The organism is Segatella copri, assembly GCF_015074785.1.
In the GTDB taxonomy this organism is placed as follows: Bacteria; Bacteroidota; Bacteroidia; order Bacteroidales; family Bacteroidaceae; genus Prevotella.
The window spans coordinates 2007007-2032290 of the sequence record NZ_CP042464.1 but is presented as its reverse complement, the minus strand read 5'-3'; the positions used below and the strand labels follow the sequence as shown (position 1 = coordinate 2032290).

At 44.1% G+C, this 25284-nt stretch carries 21 protein-coding genes and 2 pseudogenes; 18 read left to right on the top strand and 5 right to left on the bottom strand.

Features of this window, described 5'->3' with window-relative positions:
* The first annotated feature begins 38 nt into the window (after window positions 1-38).
* From FO447_RS08820 to FO447_RS08750, 16 genes and pseudogenes are all read left to right on the top strand, one after another.
* The gene (locus FO447_RS08820; RefSeq protein WP_200756080.1) at window positions 39-554 is read left to right on the top strand and encodes a hypothetical protein; all 516 of its coding nucleotides are present in this window, start codon (window positions 39-41) and stop codon (window positions 552-554) included.
* Window positions 555-700: 146 nt separating this feature from the next.
* Entirely contained in the window at window positions 701-1927 is a 1227-nt protein-coding gene (locus FO447_RS08815; protein ID WP_117664388.1) for a transposase, read from the top strand.
* A 26-nt stretch (window positions 1928-1953) separates the two neighbouring features.
* A complete protein-coding gene (locus FO447_RS08810; protein WP_200756079.1) occupies window positions 1954-2535 on the top strand; it encodes a hypothetical protein in 582 nt (193 codons plus the stop codon).
* A 43-nt stretch (window positions 2536-2578) separates the two neighbouring features.
* On the top strand, window positions 2579-4315 hold the full coding sequence (locus FO447_RS08805) for a bifunctional serine/threonine-protein kinase/formylglycine-generating enzyme family protein (protein ID WP_200756078.1): 1737 nt from the start codon (window positions 2579-2581) through the stop codon (window positions 4313-4315).
* Between the two features lie 92 nt (window positions 4316-4407).
* Window positions 4408-4665, top strand: a complete 258-nt coding sequence (locus tag FO447_RS08800) for a hypothetical protein (protein WP_200756077.1) — start codon at window positions 4408-4410, stop codon at window positions 4663-4665.
* A gap of 272 nt (window positions 4666-4937) precedes the next feature.
* Window positions 4938-6227, top strand: a complete 1290-nt coding sequence (locus FO447_RS08795; protein ID WP_005814044.1) for an IS1380-like element IS612 family transposase — start codon at window positions 4938-4940, stop codon at window positions 6225-6227.
* Window positions 6228-6441: 214 nt separating this feature from the next.
* Window positions 6442-7299: pseudogene (locus FO447_RS16060) on the top strand (serine/threonine-protein kinase); the annotation flags it as partial.
* Between the two features lie 372 nt (window positions 7300-7671).
* Window positions 7672-7998 (top strand): annotated as a pseudogene (locus tag FO447_RS16055) (energy transducer TonB); the annotation flags it as partial.
* Window positions 7999-8200: 202 nt separating this feature from the next.
* A complete protein-coding gene (locus FO447_RS08785) occupies window positions 8201-8920 on the top strand; it encodes a caspase family protein (protein ID WP_200756076.1) in 720 nt (239 codons plus the stop codon).
* A gap of 187 nt (window positions 8921-9107) precedes the next feature.
* On the top strand, window positions 9108-9890 hold the full coding sequence (locus tag FO447_RS08780; protein ID WP_200756075.1) for a glycoside hydrolase family 25 protein: 783 nt from the start codon (window positions 9108-9110) through the stop codon (window positions 9888-9890).
* Window positions 9891-10325: 435 nt separating this feature from the next.
* Complete coding sequence (locus FO447_RS08775) at window positions 10326-11885, top strand: ATP-binding protein (RefSeq protein ID WP_200756074.1); 1560 nt, start codon at window positions 10326-10328, stop codon at window positions 11883-11885.
* Between the two features lie 360 nt (window positions 11886-12245).
* Window positions 12246-13259: an aspartate-semialdehyde dehydrogenase gene (locus FO447_RS08770; protein ID WP_117662130.1), complete on the top strand. Its 1014-nt coding sequence runs from the start codon at window positions 12246-12248 to the stop codon at window positions 13257-13259.
* A gap of 106 nt (window positions 13260-13365) precedes the next feature.
* Complete coding sequence (locus tag FO447_RS08765; RefSeq protein ID WP_200756073.1) at window positions 13366-14604, top strand: AAA family ATPase; 1239 nt, start codon at window positions 13366-13368, stop codon at window positions 14602-14604.
* Window positions 14605-14644: 40 nt separating this feature from the next.
* Window positions 14645-15139, top strand: a complete 495-nt coding sequence (locus FO447_RS08760; RefSeq protein WP_118086148.1) for a C-GCAxxG-C-C family protein — start codon at window positions 14645-14647, stop codon at window positions 15137-15139.
* 12 nt (window positions 15140-15151) lie between these two features.
* Window positions 15152-16801, top strand: a complete 1650-nt coding sequence (locus tag FO447_RS08755; protein ID WP_200756072.1) for a vWA domain-containing protein — start codon at window positions 15152-15154, stop codon at window positions 16799-16801.
* A 274-nt stretch (window positions 16802-17075) separates the two neighbouring features.
* The gene (locus tag FO447_RS08750; protein ID WP_200756071.1) at window positions 17076-18554 is read left to right on the top strand and encodes an L-fucose/L-arabinose isomerase family protein; all 1479 of its coding nucleotides are present in this window, start codon (window positions 17076-17078) and stop codon (window positions 18552-18554) included.
* 158 nt (window positions 18555-18712) lie between these two features.
* Here the strand turns inward: FO447_RS08750 and FO447_RS08745 are convergent, their stop codons facing one another.
* The 4 genes from FO447_RS08745 to FO447_RS08730 all read right to left on the bottom strand — a co-directional run bounded on the left by FO447_RS08745 (window position 18713) and on the right by FO447_RS08730 (window position 22650).
* The gene (locus FO447_RS08745; protein ID WP_006848275.1) at window positions 18713-19717 is read right to left on the bottom strand and encodes a TerC family protein; all 1005 of its coding nucleotides are present in this window, start codon (window positions 19715-19717) and stop codon (window positions 18713-18715) included.
* A gap of 308 nt (window positions 19718-20025) precedes the next feature.
* The gene (locus FO447_RS08740; protein ID WP_200756070.1) at window positions 20026-20490 is read right to left on the bottom strand and encodes a copper resistance protein NlpE; all 465 of its coding nucleotides are present in this window, start codon (window positions 20488-20490) and stop codon (window positions 20026-20028) included.
* A gap of 150 nt (window positions 20491-20640) precedes the next feature.
* Window positions 20641-20934, bottom strand: coding sequence for a hypothetical protein (locus FO447_RS08735; RefSeq protein WP_200756069.1), 294 nt, complete (start codon window positions 20932-20934; stop codon window positions 20641-20643).
* A 60-nt stretch (window positions 20935-20994) separates the two neighbouring features.
* On the bottom strand, window positions 20995-22650 hold the full coding sequence (locus tag FO447_RS08730) for a carboxylesterase/lipase family protein (protein ID WP_200756068.1): 1656 nt from the start codon (window positions 22648-22650) through the stop codon (window positions 20995-20997).
* A gap of 137 nt (window positions 22651-22787) precedes the next feature.
* On the opposite strand from FO447_RS08730, the gene FO447_RS08725 reads away from it, so the two are divergent.
* Together FO447_RS08725 and FO447_RS08720 are read left to right on the top strand one after the other, a co-directional pair.
* On the top strand, window positions 22788-22988 hold the full coding sequence (locus FO447_RS08725; protein ID WP_200756067.1) for a hypothetical protein: 201 nt from the start codon (window positions 22788-22790) through the stop codon (window positions 22986-22988).
* 95 nt (window positions 22989-23083) lie between these two features.
* Window positions 23084-24109 carry a lysylphosphatidylglycerol synthase transmembrane domain-containing protein gene (locus tag FO447_RS08720; protein WP_200756066.1) on the top strand — a complete coding sequence of 342 codons (1026 nt, stop codon included), beginning with the start codon at window positions 23084-23086 and terminating at the stop codon, window positions 24107-24109.
* On the opposite strand, the gene FO447_RS08715 is transcribed toward FO447_RS08720, so the two are convergent.
* On the bottom strand, window positions 24099-25139 hold the full coding sequence (locus tag FO447_RS08715; protein ID WP_200756065.1) for a carbohydrate porin: 1041 nt from the start codon (window positions 25137-25139) through the stop codon (window positions 24099-24101). The genes FO447_RS08720 and FO447_RS08715 overlap by 11 nt on opposite strands.
* Between the last annotated feature and the right edge of the window lie 145 nt (window positions 25140-25284).

Below are 25284 nucleotides of genomic sequence, written 5' to 3'. Positions count from 1 at the left end.
ATTAAAATTATGATTTAGAAATAAGTATATTAAGATATATGAAAGTTTGTAGAATCGAAAAAAATACAGTTTTTCGGAAGGTCGGTGAGGTAATTACTGCTTCAAAAAAAGAACATAATTATTCGGAAGGACGGGCAAAAGCTGAATCTAAGTTAGAGGATGTTAGAAAACAGGATTATCCTGAGTCATATGGTAGAGGAAACTCTTTATTTGTTTTTCCGTATGATGATAAAAAGGAAGAGCGAGCATTTCAATGGGCTAATACTTTTGCTTCTACTCCAGTTTCATATTGTATAGTTAATCTGTTAGTACTGGAAGTTGATAATGTAGAGTGGCATGATTCTCGGAATTATGATGATTTATGTTTCTTACTTGGGAACTTTAAAGTTGGAATGAGAGACAAAAATGTGAATGAGGATGATTTGTGTAATAGATATTGGCTTGAAAAGTGTAATATGGAAGAACTCTCCATAGAGGGGCTGGTAAATAAAGCAAGAGTTATCAGCATTGAACCATATATAGTAACTCATAATGGAATAAGAAAATTAGAATAAAATTATATGGATAGTTTTAACAATACTCTGTTAATTCTTATGTAATCGATTGAAAATGAGAGAGTTAATTAACGTAATACAACTAATAAAATTTGGTTAAGTGGCTGATTATCAGTAACTTTATAGTTCTCTAAGCTCAAAGTTATATGACATCAGAACCACTCAACCAATATACGGAAATATGCAGAGATGCTATCAAAAGTTCATCTGCAAAGTTAAGCAAAACTTTCGAGAGTCTACTCTTGGAAATACTTTTATTGTACATGACGATACAAAGAAAGATAAATTTCACTCAAATGGAGCGTTACGGCACCCATTGTGAGCAGACCTACAGAACGAACTTCAACCGTGGTCGTGCTAAATGCATAGACTGGGTGAAGTTCAACCTTGCCCTATGCCGACGTTACTTGAATATGGATGGTCTATTGGCTATAGCCATCGATCCGAGCTACATCAGCAAGTCGGGTAAGAAGACTCCGCATATCGGTACTTTCTGGTCCGGTTGTGCAAGTTCCATGAAGCATGGGCTTGAAATCATGGGGCTTGCACTTGTCGATGTCCATGCCAACAGTTGCATGATGCTGCGCGCCCATCAGACTCCATCTACTGGAGAATTGAAAATGCGTAACATGACTCTCGTGCAACATTACATAGCGGTCATCAAGCGTTATAAGAAGGATTTGTTGAAGGTCACCGATATTGTTGTCGCTGACGCTTTCTTCTCTATCCGTCCGTTTGTGGACGGAATCAAAGAGTGCGGTTTCCATCTTGTCAGCCGCTTCAGGGATACTGCGAGCCTATATTATGTGTATACGGGACCTCGTTCCAATAAGCCTGGACGTCCCAAGACACTTGACGGAAAAATCAACTACAAGAAACTTGACCTCACACGTATGGCAGAGTTGCATATTGAAGGACTTGAAGGCACAGCCTACACACTCATAGCCTATTCAAAGGCATTGAAGCAGAAAGTGCGCCTTGTCATTTGGGTTATGCCGAACGGAAAACACAAGCTTTTCTTCTCAACAAAGACATCCATGTCGGGTGAGGAAGTGTTGCGCACATACCGCTCAAGATTCCAAATAGAGTTTTGTTTTCGCGATGCAAAGCAATATACTGGTCTTACGCATTGCCAAGCAAGACACAAGAACCAGTTGGACTTTTCCTATAATGCATCATTCGCATCACAGAATGTTGCGAAAGTGATGATGAAGGAAAATGAATTGCCGTATTCCATGGCTTCTTTCAAGGAGATTATGGCAAGCACATACATCGCTAAATTAATTTTCAACAAGTGTCGGAGAATACCGAACCGAAAGTTAATTAGTCATACTATCAAAGAACTCTTTGGCTGGCAACGTAAAGCTGCTTAGCCATTATCTCAAATTTTAACGAACTATTGTTTAATAAAGCAAAAGAATATGCTGATGGCAAAGTTGTCGAAGCGTTAAACCAGGTTGTTGCAGATGCTTATCAGGCTGGTTATAATGCGGGCTATCAGAATGGTATTAATAAGGTGGTAAAAGATTCCGCATTGGAAAAAACTGAGTATGTTGACTTAGGGCTTCCAAGTGGAACTCTTTGGGCATCTAGCTATGTTGAGGATGAAAAAGGTAATGCCGTTTATTTGACTCAAGAGGAGAGTAAGGCTTATAATCTTCCTACCTTAGAGCAATGGGATGAATTACGAAGAAGGTGTAAATGGAACGAGAATTCAGAAAAGAATTGGACTGAATATGGTAATTACTATTATCATAGTTGGGCAATCTGTTTAGGTCCGAATGGTAATAAAATTACTTTCGAATTAACAGGACTTTATGAGGAATTTTCTTATTGTTCGCAAACGGGAGAGGCTTTGTTTTGGCTTAAAGACTCAGATGGTTGTGGCAGAAATTCAGCAAAGATTACTCTGAATGATTTGGAATTAGATACCAATAGTACCTTTTCTGGATATAAATTATGTCTGCGAACAGTCAAATAGTAGTACTCTATCATTGATTGTATAAAATTATTATGGAGAAATTATGGTTCAACTAAATAATAATGCCGTTCTCTGCTATGGCAAATACAGACTAGAAAAGATCCTTGGTCAAGGTGGTTTCGGTATTACCTATAAGGCAATAATGAAAGAAACCATCTCGGGGTCTTTGGGTAAAATGGAGGTCGATGTACCTGTGGCAATCAAGGAGTTCTTTATGAAGGACACTTGTGAGCGTGAGGAAGGGACGGGGAAGATAACCGTTCCTTCTCAGGGAAGTCGTGCCTTGGTAGAGTTATATCGCAAGAAGTTTGTTAAGGAAGCAAAGAACCTTGCACAGATGAATCATCCTCATATCGTTAAAGTTGTAGATGTGTTTGAGGAAAATGATACGGTCTATTATGTGATGCAATATTTGAGTGGTGGCTCGTTGTCTGATTATGTGAAGCTGCATGGTGCATTGGACGAGGCTATAGCCATTAAGTATATCCAACAGATAGGTTCGGCATTGGAGTATATGCACCAAAAGCATATTTGTCATTATGATGTAAAGCCAAGCAACATCCTGCTTGATGACAAAGGTGGTGCTATACTAATTGACTTTGGAATCTCAAAAGGCTATACAGAAGAAGGGCATCAGACTAGTTCTACTCCCGTAGGAATTAGTGCTGGCTATGCACCTTTGGAACAGTACCAACAAAATTTGCAGGATTTCTCTCCTGCTACAGATGTTTATGGACTTGCTGCTACATTGTATTTCTTGGTGACGGGTAAAGTACCCGCGGAGGCTAGTATCGTTTTGAATGATGGAATTGGCCGAAAATCTGATGGTATTTCTGCAAAACTATGGCGAAGCGTAGAACGTGGAATGTGTCCTCGTAAAAATGATAGGTTTCAAAATATATCTGATTTTATAGGCTCTATTTCCGTTGGTGAAACAACAATTGTTTCAAAAAAAACTTTTGTAAATGAATTTGAGGCACCAATTGCATCGTCTACAACAAATGCTATTGCTGGTAAAGGAAAAGGGAAATGGGCAAGGACAATTTTTATGAGCTTGTTGACGATTTCTATGCTTCTATCTTTGATAAAAGTGGGTTATGTGAAAGTGCATCAGCATATCGTAATCAATGAACTTGTAGATAATATGATAAAGGTTAAAGGTGGAACAGTTGACGGAGTAACCTTCTCGGATTTTTACATTGGAAAATACGAAATTACCAATGAGGAATATGATGCAGTGATGGACGAAAGACCAGTCTATAGATTGATATTTGCTCAGATAGGTGGTGCGGAAGCTTATAACAATAAGCTTAGAATAAAAAACGAGGCTGCAATGGGCAAAAAACATCATCCGAAGATAGTGTCTAGAAAGCAGGTGTTAGAGTTCTTGGAACGTCTAAATGAAAAAACAGGAAAACAATATAGATTGCCTACAGACTTAGAATGGGAAGTAGCTGCAAAAGGTGGCATTTGTGGGCATGGATATAAATACTCAGGAGGTAATGATATTCTTGGAGTAGCAAATTTCTATAATGGAAAAAAAACGAATCTTGAAGATGTTGGACAAAAACGCCCGAACGAACTAGGGTTATATGATATGACCGGTAATGTTGATGAGTTGTGTGACAATGCTTGTATTGATATAAATGATAAGAGGTGGAGTGTTCGAGGAGGTTGTTGCTTGGATGAAGCATCTGAGAGTTTGGTAACTTCAAAGAAACATTTAGGTACAAATTGTCTTGTTGGCTTTAGATTGGCATTAGGTAATTCGAATATTTGAGAAGAAGGATATGTAGATTTGGGCTTGACTGTAAAATGGTCTAAATGTAAATTGGGCGCAAAAACACTAGAAGTTGCTGGCGATAGACTTGCATGGGGGAAACAGAAACAAAAGAAAGTTTTGATATGAAAAATTATGTGTCTCCTGTAAAAAAGAAAGAACTGGGGAAATACCAAGAAAAGTGTTTCGTATGTGGTGGTTCTGGGTGTATAAAATGTGCTTTCTGTAATGGTACAGTTGTAATAGAGGATAGATGTCCCGTTTGTAAAGGAAGTGGTGTAATCATCAAATACAATGTCGTTCTTGTTTTGGACGAGGAACTGTTGGAACATTTGGAAACGCCTGTTTAGAGTGTGGGGGCTGTATGTTCTCATGCATATTGTGGAAAATGTAATGGTTCGGGCAAAATTGTTTCAGTTTGTACTGGATGTGATTTTTATAATCATATGGTATCTTGTAAAAAATGTTTTTGAACAGGATATGTACCTTAATTCCGCAACACTATAATTTAACTTTATTTATAAGTTCCTGAGCAACAAAAAGTTGCCCAGGATTTTGCCATGTCAGAATTTTCACTTATCTTAGTGTTGCAAAAAGAAAACAAGCAAAACTCTAATATGACATGGCAAAAATACAAATTAAATCTGAGAAACTCACACCTTTTGGAGGAATTTTTTCAATCATGGAGAAATTTGACTCCATGCTTTCACCCGTTATCGACTCAACACTGGGTCAGAGATGCAGCAGTATCTTCGGATATCAGTTCAGCGAGATAGTCCGTTCGCTGATGAGCGTTTATTTCTGTGGCGGCTCATGCGTGGAAGATGTAACGTCACAACTGATGCGCCATCTCTCGTATCATCCTACCCTTCGTACATGCAGCTCTGATACCATCCTCAGAGCCATCAAGGAACTGACACAGGAAAACATCTCCTATACTTCCGACCAAGGCAAGACCTATGATTTCAATACTGCAGACAAACTCAACACATTGCTTATAAACGCTTTGGTTTCTACAGGCGAGTTGAAGGAAATTGAGGAATACGATGTTGACTTTGACCATCAGTTCCTTGAAACGGAGAAGTATGATGCAAAACCGACCTACAAAAAGTTCCTCGGCTACAGGCCTGGCGTATATGTTATCGGTGACAAGATAGTCTATATCGAGAACAGCGATGGTAACACGAATGTGCGTTTTCATCAGGCAGACACCCATAAGAGATTCTTCGCTCTTCTGGAATCCCAGAACATCCGTGTAAATCGCTTCAGGGCAGACTGCGGTTCCTGCTCGAAGGAAATCGTCAGTGAGATAGAGAAGCATTGCAAACATTTCTACATCCGTGCCAACCGATGCAGTTCGCTCTACAATGACATCTTTGCTCTGAGAGGATGGAAGACGGAGGAGATTAACGGCATCCAGTTCGAACTCAATTCCATTCTCGTTGAGAAATGGGAAGGCAAGTGCTATCGTCTTGTCATCCAGAGACAAAGACGCAACAGTGGCGACCTTGACCTGTGGGAAGGCGAATACACTTACCGTTGTATTCTGACCAACGATTACAAGTCATCGACAAGGGACATTGTTGAATTCTACAATCTGCGTGGCGGCAAGGAACGTATCTTTGACGACATGAACAACGGATTCGGTTGGAGCAGGCTCCCCAAGTCATTCATGGCGGAGAATACTGTCTTTCTTCTGCTTACTGCATTGATACACAATTTCTACAAGACCATCATGAGCAGGCTTGACACCAAGGCTTTTGGGCTCAAGAAAACGAGTCGCATAAAGGCTTTTGTCTTCAGATTCATCTCCGTACCTGCCAAGTGGATCATGACTGCAAGGCAATACGTGCTGAATATCTACACAGAGAACCGAGCTTATGCAAAACCCTTCAAAACAGAATTCGGATAAGAATCCTTTCTTTCCGGTTTGAATCTGCGTATTACCTCAAGTCGCATCGTGGGGTAAGGGGATGGTGGCTACATATTGATGTTGTGCTGTTGCTTTTTACTGAAAGCTGCTACTAACGACTCATAAATCTACCCTTAATCGTGTATTGGATGATAGTTGCGGATTTTAGGATGTATAGAAAACGAGAGTCGTTGAATATTATGAATAGATAATTATGATAGAATATCTTCAAAACAAAAAGTATAAAATAGAAAAGATCATAGGACAAGGTGGTTTCGGTATTACCTATAAGGCAATAATGAAAGAAACCGTCTTTGGTTCTTTGGGTAATATGGAGGTCGATGTACCTGTGGCAATCAAGGAGTTCTTTATGAAGGACACTTGTGAGCGAGAGGAAGGGACGGGGAAGATAACCGTTCCTTCCCAAGGAAGTCGTGCCTTGGTAGAGTTATATCGCAAGAAGTTTGTTAAAGAAGCAAAGAACCTTGCACAGATGGATCATCCTCATATTGTTAAAGTAGTAGATGTGTTTGAGGAAAATGATACGGTTTATTATGTAATGCAATATTTGAGTGGTGGCTCATTGGCTGATTATGTGAAGCAGCATGGTGCTTTGGATGAGGCAATAGCCATTAAGTATATCCAACAGATAGGTTCGGCATTGGAGTATATGAACCAAAAGCATATTTGTCATTATGATGTAAAGCCAAGCAACATACTCCTTGATGACAAAGGTGGTGCTATGCTTATCGATTTTGGAATCTCAAAAGGCTATACAGAAGAAGGGCATCAGACTAGTTCTACTCCCGTAGGAATTAGTGCTGGCTATGCTCCTTTGGAACAATATCAACAGAGTTTGCAGGATTTCTCTCCTGCAACAGATGTTTATGGTCTTGCTGCAACTTTGTTCTATTTGCTTACTGGTAAGAATCCTCCTGAAGCTAGTATTGTCTTGAATGAAGGAATAGGAGATAAGTCTATTGGTATTTCAGATACTGTTTGGCACGCTATAGAGCAAGGTATGAATCCTCGAAAGAAGGATAGAGTGCAGACTGTATCTGAATTTTTGAAGTTGATGTATTGTACGATGCCTACTATCGCCTCAGAAGTATTGTCTGATCAGGAGGAAACACAAGTGTTGCCTCAAAAGCTTTCTGGCAATCTTCTTGATACTCATGAACAGACGATAGTTGCTCCAAAGAAGGAAGAAAATGTGGAATATATCGATGAAGAAGACAATATATCAAATTCTAGAAAAATCATTCTTGTGATACTGGCTATTCTCGTAATTGGCTGTGTGTATGCTTTCATGAAATGTCAAGAAAATAATGAAGCAATAGTAAAGACTGCACCAAATATTGAAACAACTGTAGAAGAAAATGTTCAAAACCAAGGTGCTGAACAAGATGTAAATAACGAACAGCAGAACTATAATACATCCCAAGAATCGCAGGAAAAAGTATATGATGTCGTTGAAGTGATGCCTTCATTTCCTGGAGGACAAAGCGCCTTGATGCAGTATCTTGGCAATAATATTCAATATCCGGTTGAAGCACAGGAAAATGGAGTTCAAGGTAGGGTGATTATCAGCTTTGTGGTTGAAAATGATGGAGGCATTTCTCATGTGAAAGTTGCTAAATCTGCAGATCCAGCTTTAGACAGAGAAGCTATGCGTGTAGTAGAAACTATGCCTAAGTGGATTCCGGGTAAGCAAAATGGAGAGTGCGTGCGAGTAAGATATAGTGTACCTGTAGTTTTTAGATTAGAATAGAAAAAAAACATTTGAATATTATAGGAGTTCTAGCAGAGCTCATTACGTGAATGCCTATTATCTTTATTTTAATGAAGAAGATTCTGATTTAACGTATGAGCCAATTCAGACTCTGCGTTCAATAAGACCTGTTTGTGATTAGCAAGAATAGCGGGCAGAAATGTTTATTATCATTCTGCTCGCTAATAATAATGAGTTTGTTATGAAACGAATTTTATCCATAATAGCCATGTTTTTGTTTGGCATTTTGTTTTTGCAAGCAAGAACCTATATCGTGTGTGTTGGTATTGCCGATTATCCCGGTCGTCAGAACGACCTTCGGGTAAGTGCGAATGATGCCAAGACCATATCGGGTATCTTTACCAAGAATGGTAATGCTACGGTTGATTGTTTTGTCAATTCAGACGTTACAATCAAAAAGGTATGTACGGCAATGCGTAATACATTTGCCAAGGCTTCGCCATCAGATGCTATTATCCTATACTTTAGCGGTCATGGTGTGCCTGGTGGATTGGTGTGTTACGATGGAGTTTTGTATTACTCTTCCGTATTGAGCATCATGAGACAGTGTAAAGCTCAGCAGAAAATGATTTTCGTGGATGCTTGCTTTGCAGGGAAAATGAGAAATACGAATAAGAGGAATACTAACTATTCCAAAGAGAATGTGATGTTCTTCCTCTCTTCCCGTTCAACGGAGAAATCCTTAGAAACTCCAAGACAGACAGGTTTCAATAACAGCCTGTTTACTGTGTTCTTGGAACGTGGCTTGCGAGGTGGTGCTGATACAAACAAGGATAGAGTTATCACGGCTAAGGAAATTTATAACTTCGTACATCAGGGAGTAGTCGAAGCATCAGGGAATCGTCAACATCCCGTAATGTGGGGTAAGTTTGATGGGAATATGCCAGTAATAAAATGGTGAATATCCTTTGATTGATTCAAAAAGAAATCCAAGTGGGAATCTTGGAACAATGGTGTTGTCAAGCATCCGTTTTATCATTTCGTACTTCCAGACTCCTATTTCATACATTTATCCCCTTGTTTTCTATGCCGTTTCGGATAAATTCACTATCTTTGTCCCCCTGAAAACAACTAAAAGATAAAATGTAATGAAGAAAGGATTAAAATATACTTTGGTTTCCTTAGGCAGCCTGGTCGTTTTGGCTGGTATTGGTCTGGGAATCATGTATGTGGTGTCGCCATATAAGGTGAAGCGATGGGTGGGCATCGCTTCATCTTATTCTGATGTCTTCGTTGATAGATTGAAAGGGCAACCTTATACGCATGGCGGATATGACGGCATTGATGTGTCGAAACACAATGGAGTTATCAAGTGGAAGGAAATAGCGAAGAACAAGCGAATCAAGTTCGTTTATATCAGAGCTACACATGGTAAGGGATATGTGGATCGACATTATCGCCGAAATATCAGACTGGCTCGTAAATATGGGTTGAAGGTGGGATCTTATCATCTGATGTCTGCCGGCTCTTCAGTAACTGCTCAGTTCCTGGATTTCCAAAAGATGGTGAAGAAGGGTGAGCAGGACTTGATTCCTGTATTGGATGTGGAGGAGAAAGGCATCCAAGGAAGATGGAAGGGACGACAGCTGCAGGATAGCATACAGGTGTTTGCTGACTTGGTGAAGAAACACTATGGTAAGTATCCTATCATCTATAGCAACGAGAGTTTCTATAATAAGGAGATGGGGGCGAAGTTCAATCGCTATTATCTCTTCATCGCCAATTATAACTCCAGACAACCCTCTATCGACGGCAGAGGAAAGTGCAATATCTGGCAGTATTCCGAAACCGGACATTTGCATGGTATTGGAGAAAGGGTAGATTTAAGCAGATTCATGAATGGTACAACCATCAAGGATTTGATGCTGTAGGCATTGATGATTTCATACACATAAGTGAGTATTTGATACAATCCACGTATGGATAGCATCATTACTTGCTTATTTTTTTCTACTTTTGCACTCGGGATTTTTACCTTGCTATAAGGATAGGGTTGAGTCTTGGATATTAAAAGTTGAATTTAAATTTTATCAATCATGACTAAGAAATGTATTATATCTGTATTGTTCGTAGTGGCATTGGCGTTCATCGGAGTTCTTGCCAGAGCACGGCGCTCCACTTTGCCGTGAAACTGGAACTTGGCTGGAATGAACCGAGTATCCGCTTTTGAATATAATCCAAGGGATGATGGTATGTTGTTTACGTTTTTTGTTAGATATCGCAAACAAAATGGGGAGTTCTTTGCAGCTATGAATATTTTTTTGTATCTTTGTCCCCAGATATAAGTACTTAAAGCATATTGTAAGATGGCTGCATTGAAATTATACCCTGTGGGAATCCAAACTTTTGAGCGAATTCGAAAAGAAGATAAGCTCTATGTTGATAAGACGGAATACATTTACAGAATGACGCATTCTGGTGGATGTTATTTCTTCTTGAACCGACCACGCCGTTTCGGAAAGTCGTTGCTGGTTTCTACATTTCAAAGCTATTTTGAGGGTAAGAAGGATTTGTTTAAAGGGCTTGCCATCGAAAAACTGGAGCAGGAGTGGACGGAATATCCTGTGCTGCATTTTGATATGTCGGGTGGTAAGCATCTGGAAAAGAAGGAGTTGGAAGATTATTTGGGCTATCAATTGGCTAATAAAGAGGCTACGTATGGTATTACAACACCTCAGAATGGAGCAAATAATCGTCTGACCGATTTGATTCTGACTGCTTATCGAAAGACAGGCAAGCAAGTGGTTGTGCTCATCGATGAGTATGATGCTCCTTTGTTGGATGTAGTACACGAGGATACTTCCTTGCAGGTTCTTCGCAACGTTATGCGCAATTTCTATAGTCCATTGAAAATGTGCGAACCTTATCTCCGCTTTGTCTTCTTGACCGGTATCACCAAGTTCTCGCAGATGAGCATCTTTAGTGAACTGAATAACATCACGAATGTGAGCATGCTGCCTCAGTATGCGGGAATTTGTGGTATCACCAAGGAAGAACTGGAGACCCAAATGTCCGCAGATATTGATGCTTTGGGCGAGAAGTTGAGCAAGACAAGAAAAGAGACGTTGGCGGCTCTCGGGGAATATTATGATGGTTATCATTTTGCGAGTGAATCTCCTGACGTATTCAATCCATTCAGCTTGCTCAATGCCATGACAAATGGCAATTTGGATTACTATTGGTTTGCCTCTGGTACACCTACTTACTTGATCAACATGCTCAACAAGTTCCAGGTGATGCCATCTGAGATAGGTGGCAGCGAGGCAGATAAGTCGGAGTTTGATGCTCCAACCGAGAAGATGACCACCATCATGCCGTTGCTCTATCAGAGTGGCTACATCACCATCAAGGGCTATGACTCAGAGACGGAACTCTATCTCTTAGACATACCGAACAAGGAGATTCGTGTGGGTTTGTATCGTAGTCTTTTACCTTATTATATAGGTATGAATACGGTGAAGGGTACCACCACAATCGCCAAGATGTCTGCTGCCATTCGTCATAACAAGATAGATGAGGCTCTGGAAATGCTCCAGACTTATCTCGGCACGATTCCTTATTGCGACAATACGGATTATGAGGGGCATTATCAGCAGATGATGTATGTCATCTTCTCCATCCTCGACAATTATGTGGATGTAGAGGTTCACACGCCAAAGGGACGTGTCGATATGGTGCTCCGTACTGCCACCCATCTCTACCTCTTTGAATTGAAACTGAACCAAAGTGCTGATGTGGCAATGAAACAGATAGACTTGAAGGAGTATGCGAAGCGTTTCGCCCTCTGCGGTCTTCCAATCGTGAAGGTAGGAATCAACTTTGATGTGGAGACGCATACCATAAAGGATTGGAAGGTAGAAGATTAATGATAGTCTGAATGTTCTCTTCGGGCGTCACCGAGATAGGTACACCTATATTATAATAGTATTTTTCTCCAAATTCTTGCATATTCTTGCAGAAAAGTAAGCAAAAATGATAAATTTGCAGCAAAAAGCAATAATTTTTGGGAATTTATGCTTGATATTGTAGAAAAAGTCTTAACTTTGCAGCGGATTTGAGAAAATAAGCAGTTTCCGGCTATCAGAAAATGAGGAATCATGAAGCTATCAGAGAATGAGAAATCATGAAGCTATCAGAAAATGAGAAATCATGAAGATGATAAGGAGGTTGGCTTTCTCTTCCACAGTTTACACTTATAACAACTTTATAAATTAAAAGATTCGATTATGAAAGTAGCAATTGTTGGTGCAAGTGGCGCAGTAGGACAGGAATTCCTGCGTATCCTTGCTGAGAGAAATTTCCCTATGGATGATTTGGTGTTGTTTGGTTCTGAGCGTTCTGCCGGACGAAAATACAACTTCAAGGGAAAGGACTATGAGGTCAAACTTTTGCAGCATAACGATGACTTTAAAGATGTCGATATTGCTTTCACATCTGCTGGTGGCGGCACTTCTGAGGAGTTTGCCGAGACTATCACCAAGTATGGTGCCGTGATGATTGATAACTCTAGCGCATTCCGTATGTGTGACGATGTGCCTCTGGTTGTGCCTGAGGTAAATGCTGAGGATGCCCTGAACCGCCCTCGCAACATCATCGCCAACCCTAACTGTACCACCATCATGATGGTAGTAGTGTTGAAGCCTATCGATGACTTGAGCCATATCAAGAAGATTCATATCTCTTCTTACCAGAGTGCTTCAGGTGCTGGTGCTGCTGCCATGGCTGAACTTGAGCAGCAGTATAAGGATATCATCGAGACAGGTAAGACTGAGCATATCAATAAGTTCCCTCATCAGTTGGCATACAATGTCATTCCACAGATTGACAAGATGACTCCTAACGATTACACCAAGGAGGAGATGAAGATGTATAACGAGACCCGCAAGATTATGCACTCTGATGTTCGCACCAGTGCTACTTGCGTTCGCGTTTCTTCACTCCGTTCTCACTCAGAGAGTGTTTGGTTCGAGACAGAGAAGCCATTGGCAGTAGAGGACATCCGCAAGGCTTTGGAGGCTGCTCCAGGCGTAACTGTAAAGGATGATGCCCAGAACTACGTTTATCCAATGCCATTGGAGAGTGCCGGCAAGGACGATGTATATGTAGGTCGTATCCGCAAGGATTTGGCTGATGACAATGGCAACACATTGTGGTTGACTGGCGACCAGATTCGTAAGGGTGCTGCCCTGAACGCTGTTCAGATTGCTGAGTACTTGATTAAGGTGGGCAACGTAAAGTAAGCCATACCTTATTTATATAAAAGAATATGAGGAAGTTAAGGGATAATGAATTTTATCTCTTAACTTCTTTTCGTCTTTATACGATTCTGAATAGAAAAGTAAGAATATGATTGAAAGATTCAAACTCTTGCTCCAGGAGATGAACCGGGGCATTTATGAGAAGGAGACGGAGATATCGCTCTCGCTCCTGGCTGCTCTGGCAGGTGAGAGTATCATCCTGCTGGGACCTCCGGGTGTGGCAAAGAGTATGGTGTCCAGACAGTTGAAGACGGCATTCAGAGAGGCTCAGAGCTTTGAGTATCTGATGTCGCGATTCTCTACACCCGATGAAATCTTCGGTCCGGTGAGCATTCAGAAACTGAAGACTTCGGATACGTACGAGCGTGCGGTGGAGGGTTATCTGCCTACTGCCGATGTGGTTTTCCTGGATGAAATCTGGAAGGCGGGACCTGCTATCCAGAACACGCTCCTTACGGTGATTAACGAGAAAATCTTCAGAAACGGCAATCGGGAAATGCATCTTCCTCTGAAACTTCTCGTGGCTGCAAGCAATGAGTTGCCGGCTAAGGGAGAAGGACTGGAGGCGCTCTGGGACCGATTCGTCATCAGAATAGAGAGTAGACCGATAAAACTGGAGAAGAATTTCCGGGCGATGCTCTTGGAAGTGAAGAGTGAAGAACAAAGAGCTTCTGAAGTGAAGAGTGAAGAACGAGGAGTGAAAAAACAAAGTTCGGCGGCCGAAGGAAAAGCGAATTCAAATGCTATTACTGCTGAGGAGTATGCTGAATGGACGGAGCGTATCGATAAGATTGGCGTGAAAATCGAGGTGCTCGATGCGATTTCCGCCATCCGTAAATCTCTGAGAGCCGTGAATGTGGATGAGGCTGCCGAGCGCAGAAACATCTATGTGAGTGACCGAAGATGGAAGAATATCGTCCGCCTGCTTCGCACTTCTGCCTTCATGCAGGATAGGGAAGAGGTGGATATCTGCGATTTGCTTCCTATCTACCATTGTCTGTGGCAGGAGCCGGAAGAGCGGGATGCTATCCGAAACATCGTGATCCGTGCCCTCTTTTCTCCTTTTGCAGACAAACTCGTGGAGATGAAGAATGCGCTTGCTGAGGACATCAAATATCATCGTGTCCGCAGGAATCCGGAGGATGGCAGGGATTACGAGGGGGAGATAGAAACTCTTTCGGATGGCTTGACCTCGCTGGAAAAGCAGTTGGGCGAGAATCTCTTCGCATCTGCTGATGATAAGGCGGAAATATCGGCTTATCTCCGTGATTTCTATAAGGAGTTGGCATTTACCCGTCAGGATACGATGAAGCTTTACGAGGTTTAATCGCCTCCTATTACATTATTAAATATAGAAGAATCTAAACATGATGAATGAACAGAAAATATTGACTCCAGAGTTGGAGGCGCGTGTTCACCAGGCTGTGGATAACTTTATGCAGGGCTATGGCTGCTGCCAATCGGTGGTGGCAGCCTTTGCCGATTTATATGGTCTTGATGATGAGATGGCGAAGCGCATCGGTGCCGGCTTCGGTGGTGGAGTAGGCAGAATGAGAATGATGTGCGGAGCCGTTTCGGGCATCGTGGTGCTCGTTGGCTTGGATTGCGGACAGACCGAGGGGGATGACCGTGAGGGCAAGTCGGCATGCTATAAGGTGGTGCAGGATTTGCTTGCTAAATCGAAGGAGCAGAACGGCAGCATCATCTGTGCCGAGATTCTGGGCTTGAAGGGCCATGAGAAGGCGCAGTCCAGCTATGTGGCTTCAGCAAGAACGGCAGAATATTACAAGACCCGTCCTTGCGCTGCCAAAGTGGAGAGCGCTGCAAGAATTTTCGCAGAATATCTGATGGAGAAAAAATAAGGATTTACTCCTATGAAATACCAGAATAACAAGGACTTGGCGGAGGCGCAGTATTATCTGAAAATGCTGGATGACTTCTGCAAGTCGGGGCAGGTGAAGATTCCTGAACCGACAGATACCGTCATGCCTTGGAATTTGAAGGAAGATCCGCTGAAGGATTATCTCATTCATCTCTTTACTCTGAAAGTAACCATAGCAGAAACTGGCGAGGAGGTGCAGAAATTCGTGCGCCAGGTGGTGAACAGCAAAATCAAGAGCAAGGTTTTCTATGATAGTGTGGGAAAGTTTATCGTGGAATGCGTCCATCACATGCGATTTCAGCGCCAGCGTGCCTGGACCGAGAGTCATCGGGCAGATGATGTGCTCGATTGGGCTCCCTTCAAGCGGATGGATGAACAGGTGTGGCTCCCTCTGCTCGACCAGCTGGAACAGGAACATGCTGAAGATGGGTTCGATAAAACTTTCTTCCTTAAACTGATGACTGGAGACGGGGCTTCGAAACCCGAAAACTGGGAACGGCTGGTAAGAGACTGGAAGGTCTGCATCGAACATCAGGTATTGAACAAGCTGAAGGACTTTATCTCGCTCCGTCAGAACAACTTCGAAACAGGACTGGTGCGCATGATGGACCAGATAACCCGCAACATGAAGACGAAGGGCGTTTCGGAACAGCGCGCCGTACAAGCCTGGGAACTGATGACGAACGGATGGACTGAAACGGAGTTTGAACGCCGTCTGAACCAGGTGAAGATTCAGGATAAATACCCCGAAATCAAGGAAATTGTGGCAAAGATGGGACGAGTAGCCGATGCCAACGGCAAAGACCGGCTCACCATCGCATCGGGCGTAGAGATGAAGATGGAGCATTCTGCAGGTAGCGATATCGAGGGCATTACCGTGGGCGATGATCTTAACTCCCTTCTCCCCCTCGAACTGGCACAGTACAGCGATGAAGATATGGAGGGCCTCTTTATATATAAGTATCGCACGCGAAGACTCCAGACCTTCCGTTATAAGAGCGAAATGTCGAAACCATCCCGCAAACTCGGCTTTACCCACGCCTCCCGCAAGGGTCCGATGATTGTCTGCCTGGACACCTCAGCCAGTATGTATGGCACGCCCGAAAGGATATCCTCAACACTCATCTCTCTGCTGGAAGAGACGGCAGAAGATTTGGAGCGTGACTGCTTCCTGATAGATTTCTCCGTCAGTACCCGTGCCATCGACCTGATGGCGAAGCGCAAGGCAGAGCGGTTGAAGAGAATCGGAATCACTATGATGGAATCAGCCGAAGCAGATGCAGTTCCTTCCGTTGGAGACGGGCAGGCGCATACCGGACGGGGCATCCGTCGCCAACCAACGACAACCCACCTTCCGTTTATCGGCGGCGGAACTTCGGCAAAGAAGATGATGAACCAGATGTTCGAACTTCTCGACAACGACGGTCTTCATTACGTGAATGCCGATGTGCTTTGGATAACCGACTTTCTGATTCCCGATCCGCCACAGCAGCTGCTGTCCAGATTCAAGGAATACAAGGAGACGGGTACCCGATTCTATGGCATCCGCATCGTGCGTGATGATGACAAGGAGCCGAACCTCTGGAAGGAGTACTTCAATCAGATTTATACCATCCGGTACCGCCCGCTGCGAAGATATTAAAGAAGATGTTAAGGTAGAAAAAGGGTATCAGATGATAACAGAGACATGTATGAAATGTATCAAGAACTTTATCATATGTTACATTTGGCGCAGAATCACGGTTTTGCGCCATTTTTTTGAATTAAAAATTCCTTAAAACGCTTGGTGATACAAAATATATTTGTACCTTTGTGCTCGGAACAATGAATAATTGTCAACCGAACAAACTCGAAAAAATCAAATAATAAACAATAAATATAAGAATTTATACAAAAACTTAAGTAATAAACTAATTATGGTAAGCAACAACATTCCACAAGTAAAGCTCGGTATTATTGCCGTTAGCCGTGACTGTTTTCCAATCGCGCTTTCTACTCAGCGCCGTGAGAACATCGTAAAAGAGTACAAGGGTGAAATTTTCAACTGCCAGACTACAGTTGAAAACGAGAAAGATATGCTCAAGGCTTTGGGCGAAGTGAAAGAGCAGGGCTGCAACGCTTTGGTTGTATTCCTCGGTAACTTCGGTCCTGAGACTCCTGAGACTTTGATTGCAAAGAACTTCGATGGTCCTTGCATGTTTGTTGCAGCTGCTGAGGGTGACGGCGACATGATCAATGGTCGTGGCGACGCTTACTGCGGTATGCTCAACTGCTCTTACAATCTCGGCATGCGCCACCTGAAGGGTTACATCCCTGAGTATCCTGTAGGTACAGCAGAGGACGTAGCTAAGATGATTCAGGACTTCGTTCCTGTAGCTCGCGTTATCCTCGGTCTGAAGGGTTTGAAGATTATCACCTTCGGTCCACGTCCACAGGACTTCTTCGCTTGCAACGCTCCTATCAAGGGCTTGTACGAACTCGGTGTTGAGATTGAGGAGAACTCAGAGCTCGACCTTCTCGTAGCTTACAAGGAGCACGAGAACGACCCACGTATCGAAGAGGTTTGCGCTGATATGGCCAAGGAGATGGGCGAAGGCTGCTACTATCCTGACCTCAGCCGCAGAATGGCACAGTTTGAGTTGACATTGCTCGACTGGGCAGAGGCTCACAAGGGTTCTCGCCAGTATGTAGCATTCGCAGACAAGTGCTGGCCTGCATTCCCAAGCCAGTTTGGTTTCGAGCCTTGCTATGTAAACAGCCGTCTCGTTAGCCGCGGCATTCCTGTAGCTTGCGAGGTAGATATCTATGGTGCGCTCTCTGAGTACATCGGTATGTGTGCTTCTGACGATACCGTTACATTGCTCGATATCAACAACTCAGTTCCTAAGTACATCTACGATGAGGATATTCAGGGCAAGTACGACTATAAGTTGACTGATACCTTCATGGGCTTCCACTGCGGTAACACTCCACAGTGCAAGATGTGCTCAAGCCGTAAGATCAAGTATCAGCTCATCCAGAACCGCTTGTTGGAGAATGGTGGTACACCAGACTTCACCCGTGGTACATTGGAGGGTGATATCGCAGCTTCTGACATCACATTCTACCGTCTGCAGTGCGATTCTGAGGGCAACCTCCGCAGCTACATCGCAGAGGGTGAGGTTCTCGATGTTCCTACCCGTTCATTCGGTGGTATCGGTATCTTCGCCATCAACGAGATGGGCCGCTTCTATCGTCACGTATTGATTCAGAAGGGTTATCCACACCACGGAGCCGTAGCATTCTCTCACGTAGGTAAGACCTTGTTCGAGGTGTTCAAGTATCTCGGCATCAAGGATATCGCTTACAACCAGCCAGCTAGCCTGCCTTACCCAACAGAGAATCCTTGGAAGTAAATTGAGTGAAGAGTGAAGAGGGAAAAATTCATTTGCTCTTCTTTCTAAACTAAGTTCATAAAAGATAAGGGCGATTGCTTATCCCTTGCGTGGGGAATAGCAATCGCCCTTTTTATGTTTTCTGGAAGGATGATAATCTCCTTCCAAGAATGTTTTGCTTATTTCGTATTTTCCAACGCTTCCTGTTTCTGCGGAATCACCACCGAAGCCCCGATGCTGACGAGCAGTACGAGGATGATGAATACCAGCGAACTGACTGCATCAATCTCGAAGAAATCGTGGATGAGCATCTTCACACCGATGAACACCAGCAGCACACTCACACCCACCTTCAGATAGCGGAACTTATCTGCTATCGCTGCCAGCAGGAAGAAGAGGGCACGCAAGCCCAGGATGGCGAAGATATTCGAGAAGAACACCACGAACGGATCGAGCGATACCGAGAATACGGCTGGAATGCTGTCGAATGCGAAAATCAGGTCGCAGAACTCGATGAATACCACCGTCATCACCAGCGGACCCAGATGCAGGCGCTTCTGCATGAACTTCACTACCGGATGTTCCAGAGCATTGATCTCTTCCTTCTTGTTTCTGTTGAGGAACATCTTGGCACCGCTGTAAACCAGGAATCCTCCGAATACGAGCAATATCCAGGCGAACCGGCTGATGAGCGCAGCACCCGCGAAGATGAAGACGAAGCGCAGCACGATGGCTCCCAGAATACCCCAGTTCAGTACGTGCTGGTAATCTTTCTTGTCCACTCCGAACGAGGTGAAAATCATCATCATCACGAAGAGATTATCTACCGAGAGCGTTTTCTCTATCAGATAACCCGAGATGTAGGAGATAGTCATATAGTGCCGGTATTGCTGCAGACTCCCCTCATAGTCGTTCGGGTCCAGTTTGAGATGCGAAGCATAGCGCGAGGCTATCAGCTTCAGGTCGTCGAAGTTCTCTATGCCGTGCACCATGTCACCATGGAAATAGATGAATACGGCGAAGGCGAGCGCGAGAATAATCCATACAGCCGTCCATGAACCGGCTTCCTTGATAGACACCACATGTGCCTTTCGGTCGATGACCAGCATGTCTAATACGAGTATGGCGGCGATGAAAATCACGAATCCCACCAAAAACATCGATTCAGTAAAAACATGTTCCATTTTTCTTTTTCCTTAATCTATTTAGTATATAACACCTTATTTATTGTTGAATCTTACCAATCATTTCATCCTCTAGAAATGTGGGCGCAAAATTAGGAAAAATATCTGGAATAGCGAAGGTTCCGGTGCAAAACTTAATTGATTTTAACTTGAAAGGCAGGAATGTAACAGGTTTGTAATAATAGCGCTGTGAGAACCGGCAAAAAAGGCGTTTTAAAGATAAAAGGGTAAAAAGGTAAAAAGGTAAAAAGAGCCTAGCGGAATGTTAAGCTAGGGGGCTCTTTTTACCCTTTTACCTTTTTACCCTTTTACCTTTTCTTAGTCAGCACATAGTGCTTAGCCATGGCGCCTTCAGGCTCATTGCCCAGCGAATCGGTCATGATGAGGCTGTTGGCATCCTTTACCTTGTAGTAAGATGTCTCGCCGCTCGATGGACGGGTGATTTCTACCACGTTGTTAGCCAATACCTTGAAGATACCGCTCGCTTCGTCGTGACCATCCTTGCGCTCCAGATAGTCGGCTGAGTACTGGTAGGTGCTGTCGGCGTTGAGCGTCAAAACGGTCTTGATGCCCGGACAGTCGGCAGCAGGGAGAGTACCCTCATAGGTGCCGGCGATGGAATCGAGAATGACATCGTTGGAATTGAGTGAATCATTTTCAGCATAACTGAGGCTATCCTGGCCAGCCCCCTGGCTATTTGTCTTCTTGCCATTGCAGGAGACAACTGATAATGCAGCGATGACGGCTGCTGTCAAAACTAATTTCTTTTTCATACTATACTGCTTTTTAATTGTTACTTATTAACGGAATCTCTTCTCTTAGAGAGCACTTTCCCCGAGAAGGATTTCTCTTCGCAAAAATAGTGTTTTATTCTGTTATCCGCAAGTTTTACACAGAAAATTATAGAATATTATACTATTTTCTTAATTGATGATGATTGGCACAATCTCTTCTTCGCTAGGCCAATGAGGCAGATAGAAGAGCGGGCGAGGGGTGCCGCCCAAGCCCGTCCAGTCTATCTGTTTCACAAAGCCGAAATCGGGAGGACCGAAGTCGAAACTTCTGCCGTAGAGCACGATGGCGCCTCTGCCTTCATCTATCTTCCACAAACCGCCCCCATAGGTGCATTGCTCGCCGGGTGACAGCATGTCACGGTGCAGGTAGACACGCCCGAACTTCAGTACTCCGTCTCTGTTGATAATGAATTTCTGAAACATCTCTATTTCTGGTTTATTCAATGAAATCTGTATTCCGATTGATTCAATGTAATGAGAGAATTATTTCTTCTTCCAAAACAGTTTGTCTATGAAATCATAGCGCTTCTCCATCTGGGCATCAGTTTTTACGACGGTATTCACGTCTATCTGAAGCACAGGGGCTACTGCCTTGCCGTTGGTGGATGGCCACTCAGGCAGACCCAGACCATTCGGATTGCCGGTCTTTACGAAATTGACGTAATACTGGCTGAAGATGTCGCTGATCATATAATCCTCCGGCTGCCAGTTGAACACGCGGTTGGTTGGCAATGTACCCATTGCATACTCGATGTCGGCAGAATGAACGGCTCCCTTGTCTTGTGGCGCTGGAGCCGCATCTTCCTTGGCATCTACCACGCCGCCAGCCAATGCAGCCACCTTGCCCTTGATGGCCATTGCAGGACGAGGATGGCAATAGCGGTAGCGGTAAACAGGCTGTCCGCCGGTCAGCTTGTGCATGTTGCCCCACTTCCAGGTAGAATAATCCAGGAAGATATCCGAAGCTAGGTTCACACCCGGCTGCTCCAATACATCCTTATCGCTGTTGATGCCGTAGAGGCGGAAGAGTTCTTCTATGTTCTCTTCTCCAAATGTAGCCTTGGCGCCCGCCTTCAGATTCTCGACGGTAGGCTGCTTGCCCATCAATACGGCTGCAGGAGTCATCTCCTGGTTGTTACCGCCAATGAGCAGAGGTACCTTGGTCTGCTCGCCTTTGGCAAAGACCTCTGCAGGCTGCTCTTTCATAAAATAACCGTCGATATTATAGACAGGAACCGCTCTTACTTCCGCCAGTTTCATCAGTTTCTCGGCAGGAAGGGCACGAAGCTCGTTGAGATTCTTCATTCCTATGTTCTTTTTCACCTTCTTTCCGGTTTCCTTACCCATCTTCTCGGCTATTTTCTGGGCAAGCTGCACTCCTTTCTCCTCGGCTTCCTTCTGTGTAGCCACCTTCTTGAATCCCATCACCGAACCACTGGAACCCATTGCCTGGGCAAATAGTCCCTGACAGAGAGGGGAAGCCATCAGGGCGCTGACCGACATGGAACCTGCCGATTCGCCTACGATGGTGATGCGGTTAGGGTCGCCGCCGAAAGCCTCGATGTTATCTTTTACCCACTGGATGGCAGCCACCTGGTCCATGAATCCATAGTTGCCGGAACCCTTGTAGGATGTTTCCTTAGAGAGCTGTGGGTGGGCGAAGAATCCGAAGATGCCCTCACGATAGTTGGCTGTGATGGAGATAATGCCCTTGCGTGCCATCGCATCGCCCGCATATCGAGGTTCGCTTCCGCTACCCGCCATCAGTCCTCCGCCGTTGAAATAAATGAGTACCGGCAGATGCTCCTTCATGGTCTTTGCCGGTGTCCATATATTAAGGTAGAGGCAATCCTCGCTGTTGGTCTTCGTACCGAAGTTCATATCGCCGAAGAGAGGTTCCTGCATCGGGTTCGGTCCGAACTCCTTGGCCTCGCGAACGCCCTGCCATTTCTGTACAGGCTGCGGAGCCTTCCAGCGGAGATTTCCTACCGGAGGGGCAGCGAACGGAATACCCTTGAATACTGTGATGCCTGAGAGGTCTTTTCCTTCGAGGATACCTTCGGCAGTCGTAACCTGAGTCTGCGCCATCATTCCCATAGCAGGGAGCAGAAAGGCGATGGATAAGAGTAGTTTTTTCATATCTTAAATCTGTTAGTTTTGCAATAATACTGCAAATATAATCAAAATATCGTTACCTTGTCTTATTCAGTCCCATTTTTTAAATCTTTTTGTAAAAAGGCAATGCTTTCACTCTTCTTTCATTTCTTTGTAACACGATGGCAACATCCTTTAAATACCTTTGCAGCGGTAAAAAGTATTACAGCATTATCCGCAAAACTCCTTTCGGCAATTCGCTGACGATTGATTTGGCAAAGGCGGCGATAGACGGCGAGCAGTTGGGTGCAGATGAACTATACGGTAGCCGCGGAGACTCTGGTGCGCTCTTGGGAGAACATAGATGTAGAAGTTTTGGATAGATATTAGCATTTAATTGACAGACAACAAAATAGATTAGCCATTTAATCGTTATATTACTATATATAATAAGGTATAGTTTTATTTTGAGAGTAATATGAAAAAATGGCATTTATGGTTGGCGGCTTCCATCGGACTGGTGGTCATCGTTGGAATGATGATTCGGGAGTTTGATGTGGAAGTTCTTAGCAGGATAGATTTGTCTCCCAGGTTCTTTCTGGGAGTAGTAATGGGCGTGTTGCTCTTTGCGGTCCAGAATCTGATGCTCACCCTCCGTTTCCGTCATCTCTGCCAGCGTAAGTTATCTGTAGCCGAGGCGTTCCGCATCAATGTGCTCTGCGAGTTTACTTCTGCCGTCACTCCTTCGGCGGTGGGGGGAAGTGGATTGGCTTTTGTCTATCTCAATCGCGAGGGAGTTTCTATGGGTAGAAGTATCTTCACCATGTTTGCAGCCCTGCTGGCTGATGAGGCTTTTCTTGCCATCAGTTGCGTGTTGCTCTATTTCTGTGTTCCATCGCATCTCTTGTTCAGCTTGGCTGATGGAGTGGGGATTTCAGTGGATGCTACGAACGAATGGATTAAGGGCGGAGTGCAGGTTATTTTCATCGTCAGCACCCTTATCGTTGCTGTCTGGACGGCCATCCTCTACCTCTTGTTGTTGCATCGTCCTCAGATTCTGGGCTGGGTATTGAAGGGATGCTGCAAGATTCCTTTCCTTCGCAGATTCCTGCCCAAGGTAGAGAAGTTTTCCGAGGAGATGACGATGGCTTCGGAGGAGGCAAAGCTGGAGGGCGGAAGATTCTGGCTGCAGCTGATGGGTTATACTTCCCTGGCGTGGCTGTCGAGATTCGCCATCGTGGTAGCTATTCTCATTGCCTTCCATTGTCAGGGCAACATGCTGGTGGCTTGGTGCCGCCAATGGGTGATGTGGATGATTTCCATTCTGAGTCCTACGCCTGGCGGAAGTGGCGTGGCAGAGTTGATGTTCCGCCTTTATTATGCTGATTTCCTGCCCGAGGCCTCAGTAGCCATCCTTGCCGCCATGCTCTGGCGCGCCATCTTCTATTACCCTTTCCTGGTGATGGGCACCCTGGTCTTGCCGAAATGGATTGCTAGAAACTGACATAGAGTCGGGCACTGAGTGCCGTGAAATCTCCATTGTCGTTTTTGATGTATTGGAACGATGGCTGAAGGGAAATGGATTCCGTCAGCTGTCTTTTCCACGTTACTTCCAGTGAATATTCCGAACCCTGCTGGAAGCGGGCGTACTGGCCTGACAATCCGCACTCGTTCTTATCGTCCTGATAGGCACCGCCCAGTTCTGCGTATCGGTAGCAGGCATTCTGATGACTGGTGTTCTCTGAATACTGTACCATGCACGAAATGTTCTTGTCGCCTGCCTTCCATACGCTCTGCTCTCCGTAAATCCACCAGGCACAGGTGGTTTTGCTCTTGGATTCATCTGCAGAAACCATTTCGCCATCCTCGTTAATCGGATATTGACGGGTATGGACGGCAGCACCCGCAAAATACTTTCCACCTTTATGTTCATACTCCAACTGCGACATATTGAAGATTCCATCCTTCTTCGGGCGGACCAGGAAAGGATTGTCGTGGGCTTTCCAGCCATTATATCCTACGCCATTATACAGACTGTTTCTGAAAGTCCATCCACCCTTGGTTACATCAAAATAAAGGGTCAAGCCCGAATACGGATAGTTGGCTATCGGATAGCTGGATGCAACGGTTGGGAAGATGCCCTCAGAACTGTTTTGGAAAAGTGCCGTAACATCAGAGGTAAAGAAATCCTCGTTCACGTTTCTCACACCCACAAACAGATGGCCCGAATTCCACTCGTGCATGTAGCCCAGCACGGCAAGCATGGCGAAATTATTATCGGCATCTATGTTAGAAAATCCCTGCCAGTCATCAATAATGCCATCGTTGGTCTTTGCCACATGCAGCGTAGCCGCCTCGAACGAATCCTTTCCTTTTCCTATCGGAACACTCAGTTCCAATCTCAGCTGATTGATCAGATTGGTATTCTTGTTCATGTCCCATTGCCATTCAGAAATATATTGTCCGTTAAAGCTCTGTGCATAAGCAAGGCAAATATTGATGCATCCTAAAATAATAAAAATAATTCTCTTCATTTCTTAATGTTTTTGTATAATCTTCGTGTTTTGTATAATTACGTTTTGTATCATTTCTTGTTCACTTGCTCGCCACTTGCGAGCATCTCGCTAATTCATGCTGCAAAGGTACAGGATATTTCAAAATCCTGCAATACTTAATAAT